Annotated in this window: 21 protein-coding genes; 14 read left to right on the plus strand and 7 right to left on the minus strand. The window is 67.6% G+C overall.

Going from position 1 to position 15228, the window contains the following annotated elements; translation table 11 throughout:
* Window positions 1-42: 42 nt before the first annotated feature.
* The 3 genes from BS69_RS0112315 (at window position 43) to BS69_RS0112325 (ending at window position 2127) form a co-directional block, all read left to right on the plus strand.
* The gene (locus BS69_RS0112315; RefSeq protein WP_029942255.1) at window positions 43-1068 is read left to right on the plus strand and encodes an aspartate-semialdehyde dehydrogenase; all 1026 of its coding nucleotides are present in this window, start codon (window positions 43-45) and stop codon (window positions 1066-1068) included.
* Window positions 1069-1135: 67 nt separating this feature from the next.
* Window positions 1136-1693 carry a DUF2238 domain-containing protein gene (locus BS69_RS14060; RefSeq protein WP_483852538.1) on the plus strand — a complete coding sequence of 186 codons (558 nt, stop codon included), beginning with the start codon at window positions 1136-1138 and terminating at the stop codon, window positions 1691-1693.
* Entirely contained in the window at window positions 1690-2127 is a 438-nt protein-coding gene (locus BS69_RS0112325; protein ID WP_029942257.1) for a GFA family protein, read from the plus strand. The genes BS69_RS14060 and BS69_RS0112325 overlap by 4 nt, the downstream gene beginning before the upstream one ends.
* A 32-nt stretch (window positions 2128-2159) precedes the next feature.
* Here BS69_RS0112325 and BS69_RS0112330 read toward each other — a convergent pair whose 3' ends face one another.
* The 5 genes from BS69_RS0112330 to BS69_RS0112350 all read right to left on the minus strand — a co-directional run bounded on the left by BS69_RS0112330 (window position 2160) and on the right by BS69_RS0112350 (window position 5750).
* A complete protein-coding gene (locus BS69_RS0112330) occupies window positions 2160-2933 on the minus strand; it encodes a dimethylarginine dimethylaminohydrolase family protein (RefSeq protein WP_029942258.1) in 774 nt (257 codons plus the stop codon).
* A 131-nt stretch (window positions 2934-3064) separates the two neighbouring features.
* Window positions 3065-3646, minus strand: a complete 582-nt coding sequence (gene rpsI, locus BS69_RS13375; protein ID WP_037504859.1) for a 30S ribosomal protein S9 — start codon at window positions 3644-3646, stop codon at window positions 3065-3067.
* A gap of 1 nt (window position 3647) precedes the next feature.
* Window positions 3648-4127: a 50S ribosomal protein L13 gene (rplM, locus tag BS69_RS0112340; RefSeq protein WP_037504863.1), complete on the minus strand. Its 480-nt coding sequence runs from the start codon at window positions 4125-4127 to the stop codon at window positions 3648-3650.
* A gap of 130 nt (window positions 4128-4257) precedes the next feature.
* Window positions 4258-4611, minus strand: coding sequence for a bleomycin resistance protein (locus tag BS69_RS0112345; RefSeq protein WP_029942261.1), 354 nt, complete (start codon window positions 4609-4611; stop codon window positions 4258-4260).
* A 68-nt stretch (window positions 4612-4679) separates the two neighbouring features.
* A complete protein-coding gene (locus BS69_RS0112350) occupies window positions 4680-5750 on the minus strand; it encodes a COX15/CtaA family protein (protein ID WP_051676839.1) in 1071 nt (356 codons plus the stop codon).
* Between the two features lie 104 nt (window positions 5751-5854).
* On the opposite strand from BS69_RS0112350, the gene BS69_RS0112355 reads away from it, so the two are divergent.
* Entirely contained in the window at window positions 5855-6241 is a 387-nt protein-coding gene (locus BS69_RS0112355; protein WP_029942263.1) for a MerC domain-containing protein, read from the plus strand.
* Here the strand turns inward: BS69_RS0112355 and BS69_RS14065 are convergent.
* Window positions 6238-6942, minus strand: coding sequence for a TMEM175 family protein (locus tag BS69_RS14065; protein WP_029942264.1), 705 nt, complete (start codon window positions 6940-6942; stop codon window positions 6238-6240). The two genes, BS69_RS0112355 and BS69_RS14065, sit on opposite strands and share 4 nt — an antisense overlap.
* 72 nt (window positions 6943-7014) lie before the next feature.
* On the opposite strand from BS69_RS14065, the gene BS69_RS0112365 reads away from it, so the two are divergent.
* Window positions 7015-7473, plus strand: a complete 459-nt coding sequence (locus BS69_RS0112365) for a Fur family transcriptional regulator (protein WP_029942265.1) — start codon at window positions 7015-7017, stop codon at window positions 7471-7473.
* Window positions 7474-7550: 77 nt separating this feature from the next.
* Here the strand turns inward: BS69_RS0112365 and BS69_RS0112370 are convergent, their stop codons facing one another.
* Window positions 7551-8303 (minus strand): SDR family NAD(P)-dependent oxidoreductase, encoded by a 753-nt coding sequence (locus BS69_RS0112370; protein WP_029942266.1) that lies wholly within the window; start codon window positions 8301-8303, stop codon window positions 7551-7553.
* A gap of 119 nt (window positions 8304-8422) precedes the next feature.
* On the opposite strand from BS69_RS0112370, the gene BS69_RS0112375 reads away from it, so the two are divergent.
* The 9 genes from BS69_RS0112375 to BS69_RS0112415 all read left to right on the plus strand — a co-directional run bounded on the left by BS69_RS0112375 (window position 8423) and on the right by BS69_RS0112415 (window position 15122).
* A complete protein-coding gene (locus tag BS69_RS0112375) occupies window positions 8423-8755 on the plus strand; it encodes an ArsR/SmtB family transcription factor (RefSeq protein WP_029942267.1) in 333 nt (110 codons plus the stop codon).
* A gap of 56 nt (window positions 8756-8811) precedes the next feature.
* On the plus strand, window positions 8812-10740 hold the full coding sequence (dxs, locus tag BS69_RS0112380; protein WP_029942268.1) for a 1-deoxy-D-xylulose-5-phosphate synthase: 1929 nt from the start codon (window positions 8812-8814) through the stop codon (window positions 10738-10740).
* The gene (locus tag BS69_RS0112385; RefSeq protein ID WP_029942269.1) at window positions 10737-11195 is read left to right on the plus strand and encodes a hypothetical protein; all 459 of its coding nucleotides are present in this window, start codon (window positions 10737-10739) and stop codon (window positions 11193-11195) included. Before dxs ends, BS69_RS0112385 begins: the two co-directional genes overlap by 4 nt.
* On the plus strand, window positions 11192-11932 hold the full coding sequence (locus BS69_RS0112390; RefSeq protein WP_029942270.1) for a TlyA family RNA methyltransferase: 741 nt from the start codon (window positions 11192-11194) through the stop codon (window positions 11930-11932). Before BS69_RS0112385 ends, BS69_RS0112390 begins: the two co-directional genes overlap by 4 nt.
* A gap of 12 nt (window positions 11933-11944) precedes the next feature.
* Window positions 11945-12487 carry a TspO/MBR family protein gene (locus tag BS69_RS0112395; protein ID WP_051676840.1) on the plus strand — a complete coding sequence of 181 codons (543 nt, stop codon included), beginning with the start codon at window positions 11945-11947 and terminating at the stop codon, window positions 12485-12487.
* Window positions 12488-12492: 5 nt separating this feature from the next.
* Window positions 12493-12810, plus strand: a complete 318-nt coding sequence (locus BS69_RS0112400; protein WP_029942272.1) for an accessory factor UbiK family protein — start codon at window positions 12493-12495, stop codon at window positions 12808-12810.
* A gap of 2 nt (window positions 12811-12812) precedes the next feature.
* The gene (locus BS69_RS0112405; protein WP_029942273.1) at window positions 12813-13328 is read left to right on the plus strand and encodes a type III secretion system chaperone family protein; all 516 of its coding nucleotides are present in this window, start codon (window positions 12813-12815) and stop codon (window positions 13326-13328) included.
* An 89-nt stretch (window positions 13329-13417) separates the two neighbouring features.
* Complete coding sequence (locus BS69_RS0112410; RefSeq protein WP_029942274.1) at window positions 13418-14218, plus strand: pyrroline-5-carboxylate reductase family protein; 801 nt, start codon at window positions 13418-13420, stop codon at window positions 14216-14218.
* A gap of 31 nt (window positions 14219-14249) precedes the next feature.
* Window positions 14250-15122, plus strand: coding sequence for a branched-chain amino acid aminotransferase (locus BS69_RS0112415; RefSeq protein WP_037504865.1), 873 nt, complete (start codon window positions 14250-14252; stop codon window positions 15120-15122).
* Window positions 15123-15228: the final 106 nt, after the last annotated feature.

Consider the following 15228-nt stretch of genomic DNA (forward strand, 5'->3'; position numbering starts at 1 on the left):
ATGGGCCCGGCGACGATAGAGGCGCGGCTAAGGAGAACAAGCATGGGTTATCGGGTCGTCGTGGTCGGCGCGACGGGCAATGTCGGGCGCGAAATGCTGAACATCCTGGCCGAGCGGCAATTCCCGCTCGACGAGGTGGCGGCGGTGGCCTCGGCGCGCAGCCAGGGCGACATCATCGACTTCGGGGACTCAGGGCGCGAGCTCAAGGTCTCGAACCTCGAGCATTTCGACTTTTCCGGCTGGGACATGGCGCTGTTCGCGATCGGCTCGGAAGGCTCGAAGCTGCATGTCCCGCGCGCGGCCGCGGCAGGCTGCACCGTGATCGACAACAGCTCGCTCTACCGGATGGACCCGGACGTGCCGCTGATCGTGCCCGAGGTGAACCCCGAGGCGCTGGCCGGCTACAAGGCGAAGAACATCATCGCCAATCCCAATTGTTCGACGGCGCAGATGGTGGTGGCCTTGAAGCCGCTGCACGATGCGGCGGGAATCAAGCGGGTGGTGGTCTCGACCTACCAGTCGGTCTCGGGCGCGGGGAAGAAGGGCATGGACGAACTGTTCAGCCAGTCGCGCAACATCTTCGTCGGCGATCCCAGCGAACCCGAATTCTTCCCCAAGCAGATCGCCTTCAACGTCATCCCGCACATCGACAGCTTCCTCGACGACGGCTCGACCAAGGAAGAGTGGAAGATGGTGGTCGAGACCAAGAAGATCCTCGATTCGCGGATCAAGGTCACCGCGACCTGCGTCCGGGTGCCGGTGTTCGTCGGCCATTCGGAAAGTGTCAACGTCGAGTTCGAGCGCGAGATCAGCGCCAAGGAAGCGCAGGACATCCTGCGCGAGTCGCCCGGCGTCATGCTGGTCGATAAGCGCGAAGCCGGCGGCTACGTCACCCCGGTCGAGGCGGTGGGCGATTATGCGACCTTCGTGTCCCGCGTGCGCGAGGATCCGACGGTCGAGAACGGCCTCAACCTGTGGGTGGTCAGCGACAACCTCCGCAAGGGCGCCGCGCTGAACGCGGTGCAGATCGCCGAACTGCTGGGGCGCAAGCACCTGCAGAAGGGGTAAAGCCAATAAAGAGGGGGAAGTTCTGAAAGCAGACAGGCACGCGCTGCCGGGGGCGCAGCGCGCCATCCTGGCGCTCATCGCACTTGGCATTCCGCTGAGCGGATGGAACGCAATCTATCCCGACAACACCTGGCTTCAGGTCGGTCCGGTGGCGCTGGCGCTCCCCCTTTTCTGGTGGGCGCTGGCTCGGAGACCGCTGTCGACCTTGTCCGTCGGGGCCATTGCACTTTTTATCGGGCTGCACCTGCTGGCCGCACACTGGTCGTACAGTTTCGTGCCCTATCGCGAATGGGTCGGTCTGGCAGAGGGTGGGCGCAATCACTTCGATCGCCTCGTGCATTTCCTGTTCGGCCTGCTTTTGACCGTCCCGCTCGTCGAGGTGGTGGAGCGCTATCTTGGGCTGAGCCGGGCTGTGGCGATGCTCTTCGCCTTCCTTGCCATCCAGGCGACTAGCGCGGTCTATGAAATCTTCGAATGGGGGCTGGCGCTGACGATGGCGCCCGATGCGGTCGAAGCCTACAATGGGCAGCAAGGCGATATTTTCGATGCCCAGAAGGACATGGGCCTCGCGTTGGTCGGCAATCTGCTGGCGCTCGTGCCGGCTGCTGTGAGGAAGATCCGATGACCCAGATGACCGGCGGCTGTGCGTGCGGGGCGAAGCGGTTCAGCGTGGACCTGCCGGACGATCACCATGCCTATCTCTGCCACTGCCGGATGTGCCAGCGGGCGAGCGGCAATGTCAGCCTGGCGATGGTCGGGGTGCGCCAGGACGCCGTGACCTGGACGCAGGAGCCCGACTGGTATCGCAGCTCAGCCATCGCCGAGCGGCCCTTCTGCGCGCAATGCGGGACGACACTCGGGTTTCGCTATGCCGAAGGGACCGACAAGATGGACCTTACGGTCGCGGCCTTCGACGATCCCTCGGGCTTCGTGCCCAAGTCGCATTTCGGCGTTGAGAGCATGCACCGGGCGTGGGTGAATACCGAGGGGCTGCCCGAGATGCGCAGCGAGGATTATGCCGCGCTGCAGGAGCGCTGGGCCAAGGCAAAGGCTGACTAGGCAGAAGAGGGGCCCAGCTTTCTACTTTCCCCTCAGTCCGCGATGAGGCTCATGCAGGTGAGGCCGGCTTCGGCCTTCTCGAGTTCGCCGATGTCGACGTCCTCGACGTCGAAACCGAGGGCCCGCAGCCGCTCGGCGGTATAGGGATAGGCGGCGGCGTGGAGCAGGCGGTCGCCGGCCCGGAGCGCGTTGGCGCCGAAGGATTCGAGCGGGTGGCTGGGCAGCAGGAACACGTCCTCGAAGGCGTTGGGATCGATCCAGTCGGGATTGATCAGCACCACGTCGCGCCCGGCGCTGTCGTGGCCGACATGGGTCGCGCCGGTCTTGAGGTGGAGGCAGCGCTCGTGCGGCACCTCGACCACTTCATAGCCGAGGCGTCCGGCGAGCCCGGCGAGATTGACGATGCCCGCGCAGTCGCTGCGGCTCGACTGGCCGACGTAGAGGCGCTTGCCGATCCGCAGCACGTCGCCCCCGTCAAGCTTGCCGCGGGTCAGGCGGTGGACGATGAAGCGGTCGGAAAGGCTCTCGGCGGTGCTGTCGGTCTCGTCCCGCCGCGACTGCGCGCCCGGGCGGGTGATGATCGCATGCTCGCCGAGCAGGATCGCGGTGTCCTCGACGAACACGCTGTCGGCATGGCCGGGAAGGTCGGGAAGGCGGACCACCTCGAGGCCGGCGTCGGCAAGCGCGGCTTCATAGGCGCGGTGCTGGCGCTCGGCGCGCGCCAGGTCGATCGGCTTGCGGTCGAGGTGGGTGAGCTCGCAGGCGGCGAAGGTCGGGCTCAGGCCCCGCGTGAAGGCAGTCGGCATCGTCGCTCCAGAAAGTCCCAAAGCTGACAGACGCGGCGCGCGGCTGTCAGTTCCGGAACGAAACTTACGCCCACAAGAAAAGGGCGCCCCGATCGCTCGGGACGCCCCATTCGGCTGGATGGTGAGAAGGTTTAGCGCTTCGAGAACTGGAAGCTGCGGCGGGCCTTGGCCTTGCCGTACTTCTTGCGCTCGACGACTCGCGGATCGCGGGTCAGGAAGCCGGCGCGCTTGACGGTGGTGCGGAGCACCGGCTCGTAGCGCGACAGGGCCTGGGCGATGCCGTGCAGCACCGCACCGGCCTGGCCCGACAGACCGCCGCCCTTGACGGTGGCGATGATGTCATACTGGCCGACGCGGTCGGTGATGCCGAACGGCTGGTTGATCACCAGGCGCAGCGTCGGACGGGCGAAATAGACTTCCTGGTCGCGGCCGTTGACCACGATCTTGCCCGAGCCCGGCTTGAGCCAGACGCGCGCAACGGCGTCCTTGCGGCGGCCGGTCGCATAGGCGCGGCCGAACTTGTCGAGCTGCTGCTCACGCAGCGGGGCGTCGGAGACGGCCGGAACGAACGGGGCCGGCTCGTCCGAGGCGGCTTCGGTCGCCGGGGCGGCATCGTCGGCGGCGGTCTCGGCCGGCGCAGCGACGGCTTCCGGAGCCGGGGCCGGCTGGCTGGTCAGGGCACCGAGATCGGCGAGGGACTTCTTGTCGGCCATGTTATGCGCCCACCTTGTTCTTGCGGTTCATGGCGCCGACGTCGAGGACCTGCGGGTCCTGACCCGCGTGCGGGTGCTCGGTGCCGTTGTAGAGGTGAAGGGCGCGCATCTGGTCGCGGCCCAGCGGCCCGCGCGGGATCATCCGCTCGACGGCCTTCTCGAGGACGCGCTCGGGGAAGCGGCCGTCGAGCACCTTGGCCGCGGTCGTTTCCTTCAGGCCGCCGGCATAACCGGTGTGCTTGTAGTAGATCTTCTGCTGCGCCTTGCGGCCAGTGAAGCGGACCTTGTCGGCGTTGATGACGACGACATGGTCGCCGCAATCGACGTGCGGGGTGAAGCTCGGCTTGTGCTTGCCGCGCAGGATGTTGGCGATGATCGTGGCGACACGGCCGACGACCAGGCCCTCGGCATCAATGAGATGCCACTTCTTCTCGACCTCCGCCGGCTTGGCCGACTTGGTGGTCTTCATCAGCGCCTTCATGGCTGAAAACCTCGTATGAAAACAGGAAACGCCGCCCCGAAAAGGGCAGCGCGTGGCCGGGCTAATCGCGATTCGGGCCCGGAAAGTCAAGCAAAACCGCAGCTTTTCGGGCGGGTAAAATAATACCCTGTCAGTTCTGGATGAGGTGGAAGAGGACGCCGTCGGGGTCGATCAACGCCGCCCGGCGACCCCAGCTTTCCTCGATCGCGGGATGGAGCCGCGGGGTTCCGGTAGTGCACACGGGCACGCCGGCGGCAAAGCAGGTCTCGTAGAAGGAATCGAGGTCGTCGAGCCGCAGGCAGCAGCCATAGCCATGCTCGGCCGGAAGGTCGGGATAGGCGAAATATTCGACCTGGAGCGAACCGCGGGTCATGATCATCCAGCCGTCGGACCGATAGCCCGGCTCGAACCCAAGCGGGGTCATGAAGGCGACCGTGCGGTCGAAGTCGCGGCTGGGAAGGTTCGGGGTCTGGAAGTCGGCCATGGCGTTTTCCTGACCCATCGGCCTCTGCCCCGCAAGAGCCAGCCGGCGGCGACCTCCGGGGACGGGGGCTAGAGTCCCTCGGCGGTGCTCGGGACCAGCGGGGCGGCCCGCTCGGTGACCCGGCCCGGAACAGCCAGCCGGTGGATGGCGGCGACGAAGCTCGCCACCACCAGCACCGCCGTGGCCTGGTGCGCGACCGCGACGTGGAGCTTCACGCCCGACAGCAGCGTCCAGATGCCGAGCAGGATCTGGGCGCCGATCGCCGAATGAAGCGCGATCGAGTGGCGCCGACTCGAGGGACGCACCTTGCGGGCGAGGACGACCGCGAAGACGAGGACGACCCAGGCCCACCAGCGGTGCACGAACTGCACGGTGACCGGATTGTCGACGAAGTTGCGGACGAAGGGCTCGAGCCAGGGGGCGGCGGCGGGATAGAGCTCGTCGCCCATCAGCGGCCAGGTGTCGAAGGCATAGCCGGCGTCGAGCCCCGCGACGTAGGCGCCGAACAGCAATTGCACGAACAGGGCGGCGAAGGCCCACAGCCCCAAGGTCGGGACTTTGCGCGGGACGGCGCCCTCGCTGCGCAGGTCAAGCGCGGTCCACAGCGTGAAGGAGAGGATCACCAGGGCGGTCAGCAGGTGCACCGCGAGGCGGACATGGCTGACGTCGGTTCGCTCGGTCAGCCCGCTCGCGACCATCCACCAGCCGATCGCGCCCTGCACGCAGACGAGGAGGAAGATGATGCCCGTGCGCCAGCCGTAGCCGCGCGGGATTGCCTTCTTCGCGGCGAACCAGACGAGGGGGAGGAGGGCGACGAGGCCGATGACCCGGCCCAGCTGGCGGTGCGCCCACTCCCAGAAGAAAATGTTCTTGAACTCGTCCAGCGTCATGCCGCGGTTGAGTTGCTGATATTCGGGGATCCGCTGGTAGAGCTCGAACTGGTGCTGCCACTGGGCCTGGGTGAGCGGCGGAATGGCGCCGGTGATCGGCTTCCACTCGGTGATGCTGAGCCCGCTTTCGGTGAGGCGGGTGATGCCGCCGACCACCACCATCACGAAGATGAGGGCGCACAGGGTCAGCAGCCAGTTACTGACGGCGCGCGGGCGGGCGGTCGGAGGGACGAGCGCGGGGGCGGACATGGCCGCCATATGGCCTCCGCAAAAAGGTCCGGCAAGCGGACCAAATGTCCCAGGGGATGTTGTAACTTCGCCGATGTTGCACTATTACATTGCGACCACCGCTTATGACTCGCACCCACTCCTCCACCCATGCCTGGGACCGGCTGGCGATCGGCCTGTCGGGCGTCTGCCTCGTGCACTGCGTCGCGACGACGGTGCTGGTGGCGACGATGTCGGCGTTCGGGAGCCTGCTCGGCAATCACTGGATCCACGAGGTCGGGCTGAGCTTCGCCATGGCGCTCGGCGCCTTCGCGCTCGGCCGCGGCATCCTCGAGCATGGGTTCATGATGCCGAGCGCAGTGGGCGGCATGGGCCTGGGCGTGATGGGCGGGGCGCTGACCCTGCCGCATGACGGGACCGAAGCGGTGGCGACGATCGTCGGGGTGATGATCCTCGCGCTCGGCCACGACCTCAACCGCCGCGGCACCGCGCACCCCTTCGGCCGCCGCTAGGCCTCGCCCTCGATGACCGGGGCCTCGGTGCAGTAGCGCGGGGTCTCGGGAGGCTTCAGTTTCGCCAGCAGTCCCGCCGCCGACATGGCCAGGCCGATCCGCCAGTCGACCCAGGCGATGAGGGCCGCGGCGACGTTCCAGGCCGACATCCGCCGGTAGGTCCGGGTCAGGCGATCGACATAGGCGGGGTCGAGGCGATCGTCGACATGACCGAAATGGCGCCCGACGCTCCACTTGGTGAGCCACGACAGCGAGGTCAGCGCGAGCGCGACGCTGAGAAAGCGCGCGGCGTCCGGAAGGGCGCCTGGGTGGGGGATGCTCTCGGCGAAGGCGCGGACCGGAAAGGCGATGTAGCCGATCATGGTCAGGAACAGCGCGGTCGCGAGCAGGAAAGAGTGACCGGTGGTTCGGTAGATCGCGCCCGAGAAATGGTGGTGCACCCAGTAAAGCGCGATGATCAGGCTGGCGATGAGATAGCCGAGATGGTGCGGCCAGCCGGCGAGGAGGTCGCTGCCGAGATCGCTGCCGCGACCGCCCAGCGTCGGCATCACGATGTTGAAGACGGGCAGGGTGAAGGCGATGGCGAAGACGCCGTCGGCGAAAGCCTCCATCCGCGCGGTGCCGCGGGTCGCGCCTTCGCCCTCGTGGCTGTCGCGGCGAAGCGGCGCGTCGGGCGAAAGGGGGGAAGGGGTGGCGTCCATCGCGTCCGAACGCCGGAAAACGAGGCCCGGTTCACTTGCGGCAAGGCAGGCGCGGGGGCATATTGATATACCATGGCGAGACACGATCATCACCAGCATGGCGGCGCGGATCTCAAGGCGGCGGCGCGCGACCGGCTGACGACCCGCGGCGAGCAGTGGACCGGGATGCGCGAGGCGGTGTTCGACGCGCTTGCCGGCTTCGATCGCCCGGCGAGCGCCTATGACATCGCCGAGGCGGTTTCCAAGTCGCAGGGGCGACGGGTTGCGGCCAACAGCGTCTACCGGATCCTCGACCTGTTCGTCGGCAGCAACCTTGCCCGCCGGGTCGAGAGCGCCAACGCCTATGTCGCCAACAACCACCCGGCCTGCCTGCACGACTGCATCTTCCTGATCTGCGACCATTGCGGGCAGGCCAAGCATATCGACAATGACAGCATCGCCAACGAAGTGCGCGAGGCGGCCGCCAAGAGCGGTTTCGCGCCCACCCGCCCGGTGATCGAGGTGCGCGGCACCTGCGAGGACTGCCGCTAGGGATCAAGCGTGAACGTTCGCCCCGAGCGAAGTCGAAGGGCGTGCTTCGACTTCGCTTAGCACGAACGAACCAAGCGTCAGAGCTTCGAGCCACCCGAGGTGTCGATCACCTGTCCGGTGACCCAATCGCTGTCGGGACCGGCGAGGAACGCGACGCTGTTGGCGATGTCCGCTGGCCGGGCGAGGCGCTTCAGGGCCTGCATGGCATGGACGGTGGCGGTGCCTTCCTCGCTATGGATCCAGGCGGCCATGTCGGTGTCGGTCGCGCCCGGCGCGACGGCATTGACTCGGATCCCGCGCGGACCAAGCTCGCCGGCGAGGCTCCGGGTCAGCGTGTCGATCGCTCCCTTGGTGATCGCATAGGCGCTGATCCCGGGGAAGAAGGTCTTGGCGACGATCGAGCTGGTGAAGATGATCCGGCCGCCGTCGGGGATCAGGTCGTGCAGGCCGGTGGTGATGAGGAAGGGCGCGCGGACGTTGACCGCGAGCTGGCGGTCGAGGACGTCGGCATCGGTCTCGGCGAAGCCGGTATATTCCGCCACCCCGGCATTGTTGACGAGGATGTCGAGCGGCTTGCCGGCGAGCCGGTCGCGGGTGGCGGTGACGAGGCTGTCGATGCCCGCGACGGTGGCGAGGTCGGCCTGCAGCGTTTTGGCCGAGCCGCCGGCCGCCGTGATCTCGGCGACCACCGCATCGGCCTCGGCGGCCGAGCGGCCATAATGGGCGATGACATGGGCGCCGTCGGCGGCGAGGCGGCGGGCGATGGCGGCACCGATGCCGCGCGAGGCGCCGGTGACGAGGGCGGTCTTGCCGCCAAGAACCTTGGTCATGAACAGTCTCCTGGAAAATTCGTCGAGCACGGCGAGAAAGGTCGGAGACAAGGTTTCTTAGTTCAAGATATCCGAACAAATAAACTTATCATTGCAGATTTTCCCCTTATATGAGCGGCATGGCGCGGCTTCTTCACCCCCGATTGGACGATGTTCCGCTCGAAGCGGTGCTTCACGCCTTGTCCGATCCGGGGCGGCTGGCGATCGTCCGGCGCCTCCACGACTGCGATGTGGCCAAGGCCGACGGGCTGGCCTGCGCCGTCGCCGCGCCCGAGGGCATGCCCAAGGCGACCATGTCCAACCACTTCGGCGTGCTTCGCGCGGCAGGGTTGATCCGCTCGGAAAAGGCGGGGGTACGGATGGTCAACCGGCTGCGGACCGAGGAGCTTGCCGCGCGCTTTCCGGGGCTGCTCGACGCCGTCCTTGCCGCCGCCTCGTCCGCAACCCGCTGAGGCGACCCATCGACCTATTCGACTTGGAGTGCACAAGCGGTTAGGAACGGTCGGATATGACTCAGCGTCCCGAGACCCCGCTCCTCGATACCATCCAGGTTCCGGCCGATATCCGCCGGCTCGACAAGAGCCAGCTCCCGCAGCTTTGCGACGAGCTTCGGCAGGAAGTGATCAGCGCGGTGTCGGTGACGGGCGGCCACCTCGGCGCCGGCCTCGGCGTGGTCGAGCTGACGGTCGCCATCCACTATGTGTTCGACACGCCCGCCGACAAGCTGATCTGGGACGTCGGCCACCAATGCTATCCGCACAAGGTGGTGACCGGCCGCCGCGACCGGATCCGCACCCTGCGCATGGGCGGGGGCCTGTCGGGTTTCACCAAGCGCAGCGAGAGCGAGTATGATCCGTTCGGCGCGGCGCACAGCTCGACCAGCATCTCGGCCGCGCTGGGCTTTGCGATCGCCTCCAAGCTCGACGATCGCCCGCAGCGTGCGATCGCGGTGATCGGCGACGGCGCGGCGACCGCTGGCATGGCCTTCGAGGCGATGAACAATGCCGCCGAGGCCGGCAGCCGGCTGATCGTTATCCTGAACGACAACGACATGTCGATCGCGCCGCCGGTCGGCTCCTTGCGCAATGCGCTCGCCCGGCTGGTCTCGAGCAACAAGTATCTTTCCCCGAGGAAGCTTGCGGCGCGGCTCGCCGGGCATCTTCCCAAGCCCATGCGCAATGCGGCCGAGCGGATCGAGGAATATGCCCGCGGCATGATGACCGGGGGCACGCTCTTCGAGGAACTGGGCTTCTATTATGTCGGGCCGGTCGACGGCCATGACGTGCTGAGCCTGGTCGAGATCCTCGAAAATGTGAAGGAAAGCGATCACGGCCCGATGCTGATCCATGCGGTGACGCAGAAGGGGAAGGGCTATGCCCCGGCCGAGAGCAGCGCCGACAAATATCACGGCGTGGTCAAGTTCGACGTCGTCACCGGCAAGCAGGACAAGGGCCCCGGCGGCGGACCGCCCGCCTATCAGAAGGTGTTCGCCGACGCGCTGATCGCCGAGGCCAATGCCGACGACAAGATCGTCGCCATCACCGCCGCCATGCCGGGCGGGACCGGGCTCGACCTGTTCGGCGCGGCGCATCCGACCCGGATGTTCGACGTCGGCATCGCCGAGCAGCATGCGGTGACCTTCGCCGCGGGGCTGGCGGCCGACGGCTACCGGCCCTTCTGCGCCATTTATTCGACCTTCCTCCAGCGCGCCTACGACCAGGTGGTCCACGACGTCGCGATCCAGAATTTGCCGGTCCGCTTCGCGATGGACCGCGCGGGCCTTGTCGGCGCCGACGGGGCGACCCACGCGGGGTCGTTCGATCTCGCCTATCTCTGCACGCTTCCCAATTTCGTGGTGATGGCGGCGGCCGACGAGGTCGAACTGACCCACATGGTCCACACCATGGCGCAGCATGACAGCGGGCCGATCGCGGTCCGCTATCCCCGCGGCAACGGGCGCGGACTGCCGATCCCCGAGGTTCCCGAGAAGCTCGAGATCGGCAAGGGCCGGATCGTTCGCGAGGGCAAGACCGTCGCCATCCTCTCGCTCGGGACCCGGCTCGAGGAAGCCGAAAAGGCCGCCGAGCAGCTGGAGGCCATGGGCCTGTCGACCACCGTCGCCGACCTGCGCTTCGCCAAGCCGCTCGACGAGGCGCTAATCCGCAAGCTGCTCACCACGCACGAGGTCGCCGTGACCGTCGAGGAGGCCGCGGTCGGCGGCTTCGGCGCGCATGTGCTCACCATGGCCAGCGACGAGGGGCTGATCGACGCCGGCCTCAAGCTGCGCACCATGCGCCTGCCCGACGCCTTCCAGGACCAGGACAGCCCGGCGAAGCAATATGACGAGGCGAAGCTGAACGCGCCGCACATCGTCGACACCGTGCTGAAGGCGCTCCGGCGCAACAGCGTGGGGGTCGAGACGGGCGTTAGCGCGTGATCCTGCTCGTCGCCGCGCTGGCGGCGGCGACCGCCACGCCGACGCCTTCGGCCTGGGTCGGGCATTACCAGCAATCGGCCGAGGCCTGGCGGGCGGGCAAGCGCGATGACGCGCTCCGCCTCTTCTACGTCGGGCAGTTGCGCGGTCGGATCAACGTCGCCTGTGTCGCGCAGCCGGCCGACGGCGGCCCGGCGCTGCTGGGCGCGCTCAACGATATGCTCGGGACTGAGATCAACGGCTGGGCCGGGGGCGAGCCCGACCGCTGGATGGCGGGGATCGCCGCCGCCCTCGCGTGGGATGCGGCCAATCCCGATCCCGACAGTCCCGGCGCTGCTTGCGAGACCGAGCGGGCGACCCAGCGCAAGGGCCTTGCCGAGCTTCGCACCTATATCGACACGCACCGCGCCGAGATCGCCGACGGGCGCCGCGAAAACGGTCTCGCCCCCCAGCCATGAGCGCCAGGCAGCGGGTCGACCAGGCCCTCGTCGACCGGGGGCTCGCCGAGAGCCGGAGCCGGGCGCAGGCGTTGATCATGGCGGGGCTGGTGTTTGTGGGCGAGCGCAAGGTCCTGAAGGCGGGGGAGACGCTTGCCGCCGATGCCGCGCTCGAGGTGCGCGGCAAGGACCATCCCTGGGTGTCGCGCGGCGGGCTCAAACTGGTCGGCGGGCTCGACCATTTCGGGATCGACCCTGCGGGGATGACCGGGCTCGACGTCGGCAGCTCGACCGGGGGCTTCACCGACGTGCTGCTGAGCCGGGGCGCGGCCAGGGTCTATGCGGTGGATGTCGGGACCAACCAGCTCGCCTGGAGGCTGCGGCAGGACGAGCGCGTGATCGTCCTCGAACAGACCAATGCCCGCCACCTGACGCCCGAGCAGATCCCCGAGCCCATCGACATCCTCGTCTGCGACGCGAGCTTCATCGCTCTGTCCAAGGTGCTGGAGAAGGCGGTCGACTTCGTTCGCCCCGGCGGTCACGCCCTCCTGCTGGTCAAGCCGCAGTTCGAGGCGGGGCGGGCGGAAGTAGGGAAGGGCGGGGTGGTCCGCGACGAGGCCGTCCATGCCCGGGTCGTCGCGGCGGCGGAACAATGGATCGCTTCGCGGGGGTGGCGAGTTTTGGGCACGACGCGTAGCCCGATCACCGGTCCGGAGGGCAATGTCGAGTTCCTGCTTGCCGCCCAGAAGGAGTTTTGATCCATGGCCACCATGGCCGATGAATTCGACCGCCGCGCCCCTGCGCGACCCTGGTGGAAGTTCGCTTTCGTCACCGTCCCGGTGCTGGTCGTCGCCGGCTCCGCGATCGGCTATCTTTCGAACAGCGGTTTTTCGAACGGCTGGTACATCCCGCTCGAAAAGCCGAGCTTCCAGCCGCCGGGCTGGGCCTTCGGGGTCGTCTGGACCATCCTCTACACGTTCATGGGGATTAGCCTCGCGCTGATCCTGTCGCGGCCGCCCTCGGCGCAGCGCCGCCTAGCGCTCGGGCTGTTCGCCGGGCAGCTACTGCTCAACTGGGCCTGGTCGCCGACCTTCTTCGGGCTCGGCTATATCGACGGCGGGTTCCTGCTCATCCTCGGCATGGACGTGCTGGTTACCGCGCTGATTATCGCTGCCTGGCCGCTCTCGAGGGTGGCGGCGCTGCTGCTTCTCCCCTATCTGGCATGGCTGTGCCTCGCCACCACGCTCAATTACGAGACGGGCAGGCTCAATCCCGGCGCCGATCGTGCGCCGCTGGGGATCACTGGGGGTTGAAACTGATGCAATCGCAGAACCGCTTCTTCGAGGATTTCGTCAAGATCATGAACGGCGCGGCGGGGACTGTCGCCGGCATGACCCGCGAGGCGCAGGACGGAATGCGCGAGCGGATGAAGGAATGGGTCGCGGGGATGGACTTCGTCAGCCGTGACGAGTTCGAGGCGGTGAAGGCGATGGCCGCCACCGCCCGCGAGGAAATCGAGACGCTTAAGGCCGAACTGGCCGCGCTCAAGGGCGGCAAGCCCGCGCGCAAGGCGGCGGCCGGCGACGTCAAGGCGCCTCCGGCCGGAACCACCGGCATCGAGACGCCCGAGGAGTGAGCTTGTCTTCCCGCGACGAGGAAAACCAGGCCGAGGAGCGCGACGACGGCGCGCCCATCGAGGTGCTGGAAGCCTATTTCGAAGCCCGCGGCTGGGCCTGCGAGCGTTCGGGCGACGGCGAGATCGTCGCATCGGCGCCGGGCAGCTGGGCGCAATATGAGCTGCGCGGGGTGTGGCGCCCCGACGACCAGGTGCTCCAGTTCTTGGCCTTCCCCGACATAAAGGTCGGCGACGACAAGCGCGCCGCTATTTACGAGACCCTGGGCCTCGTGAACGAGCAGCTGTGGCTCGGCCATTTCGAACTTTGGTCGAACAGCGGGCTGATCGTCTTTCGCTATGCCGCGCTGATCGACGGCGGCGAGGACGGCTTGAGCTTCGAGCAGGCCGAGCAGTTGAGCGAGGCCGCGCTCGAGGAGTGCGAGCGTTTCTATCCCGTGTTCCAGTTCGTCCTGTGGGGCGGCAAGAGCCCGAGCGAAGCGATCACCGCCGCGCTGATCGAGACCGCGGGCGAGGCCTGAGGCCCCTCACATCGTTCGTGCTGAGCGACGTCGAAGCACGTTTGCGCAACCGCCCTTCGACGTCGCTCAGGGCGAACGGAAGTCAGTGAATGTCCAAGCACAATCTCTTCGTCGGCTGCGGGAACATGGGGCAGGCGATGGTCGCCGGCTGGCTGCTGGCCGGCGAGCCGAATTCGAGCTTCACCGCGGTCCGACCGAGCGGACGGCCGGTGCCCGGCATCCGCACCGTCCAGCGGCTGGGCGAGCTCGACCGCGCCCCCGACCGGCTGATCCTCGGCTTCAAGCCGCAGCAATTGCAGGCGCTCGCGCCCGAGGTCGCACGCTGGGTGACCCCGCAGACGGTGGTGGTCTCGATGCTCGCCGGGGCCGATGTCGCAACGCTGACACGGTTGCTGCCGGGCGCGCGTGCGATCGTGCGGGTGATGCCCAACCTGCCGGTCGCGGTGCGGCGCGGGGTGCTGCCGCTTTATACGCCGGCGCATGAGGACAAGGCGCTCCAGGCCGAACTGCAGCCGTGGTTCTCGATGCTGGGCTTCGCGCCCTGGTGCGCATCCGAGGAGGAGTTCGGCGCGATCGGCTTCGTCTCGGGCTCGACCCCGGCCTATGTCGCGCGCTTCATCGAGGCCTTCGCCAAGGCGGGCGAGGGGCGGGGGCTCGAGCCCGGCCTCGCGCTGACCGCGGCGCGCGAGGCGGTGCTTGGCTCGGCCTGGCTGGCGGCGAGTTCGGGCGAGCCGATGGCCGAGCTTGCCCGCAAGGTGACCAGTCCCAACGGGACAACCGAGGCGGGGCTCAGGGTGCTGGACGCCGAGCTGCCCGGTCTCGTCGACCGGACGCTGGCGGCGGCTACCCGGCGGTCGGCCGAACTTGCGGCAGAGACGCGCGGCTCCTAAGCGCCAAGCGACATTGTCCAAGGGGAATGACGTGAGCTTCGACGATCGCGATGGATTCATCTGGTTCGACGGCAAGCTGGTGCCGTGGCGCGAGGCGAACGTCCACGTCCTGACCCATGCGCTCCATTATGCCTCGAGCGTGTTCGAGGGTCAGCGCGCTTATGGCGGCAAGATTTTCAAGCTGACCGAGCACAGCACGCGCCTGCGCCGTTCGGCCGAGCTGATCGGCTTCGAGCTGCCATGGAGCGTCGCGGAGATCGATGCGGCCTGCGAGGAAGTGCTGGCCGCCAGCGGTCTCAAGGACGCCTATATGCGCCCGCTCGCCTGGCGCGGGTCGGAGAGCATGGGGGTCAATCCCCACGGGACCAAGCCGCACCTCGCCATCGCCTGCTGGCACTGGGGGAAATATTTCCCGCCCGAAAAGGCCGCCAGGGGCATTCGCCTCGACATCGCGCCGTGGCGCCGGCCCGCGCCCTATACCGCGCCGACGCAATCGAAGGCCTCGGGCCTTTACATGATCGCGAGCATGAGCAAGGCACATGCCGACAATCGCGGGTTCGACGACGCGCTGATGTTCGACTGGCGCGGCCAGGTGGCCGAGGCGACCGGGGCCAATGCCTTCTTCATCCGCGACAATGTCATCCACACGCCGACCCCCGACTGCTTCCTCGACGGCATCACCCGCCGGACGGTGATTGAACTGGCGAAGAAGCGCGGGATCGAGGTCCAGGAACGCGCGATCTGGCCCGAGGAACTGGAAAGCTTCCAGAGCTTCTTCCTGACCGGCTCGGCGGCCGAGGTGACCTTCGTCCAGTCGGCGGGCCCGTGGAGCTTCGAGGTCGGCGCGCTGCAGCAGCAGCTGGCCAAGGATTACGACGACCTGGTGAACGGGCGGCAGGCCTAGGCCGGACGTTGCCCCGGCGACGACCGGGGCCTCGTGCGGTGAAGCGCGGGTCGCCTGTGGTCCCGGCGTTCGCCGGGATGACGATCAGGCGCGAAGCGCAGCTTGC

The sequence above is a fragment of the Sphingomonas astaxanthinifaciens DSM 22298 genome (genome assembly GCF_000711715.1).
Lineage (GTDB): Bacteria > Pseudomonadota > Alphaproteobacteria > Sphingomonadales > Sphingomonadaceae > Sphingomicrobium > Sphingomicrobium astaxanthinifaciens_A.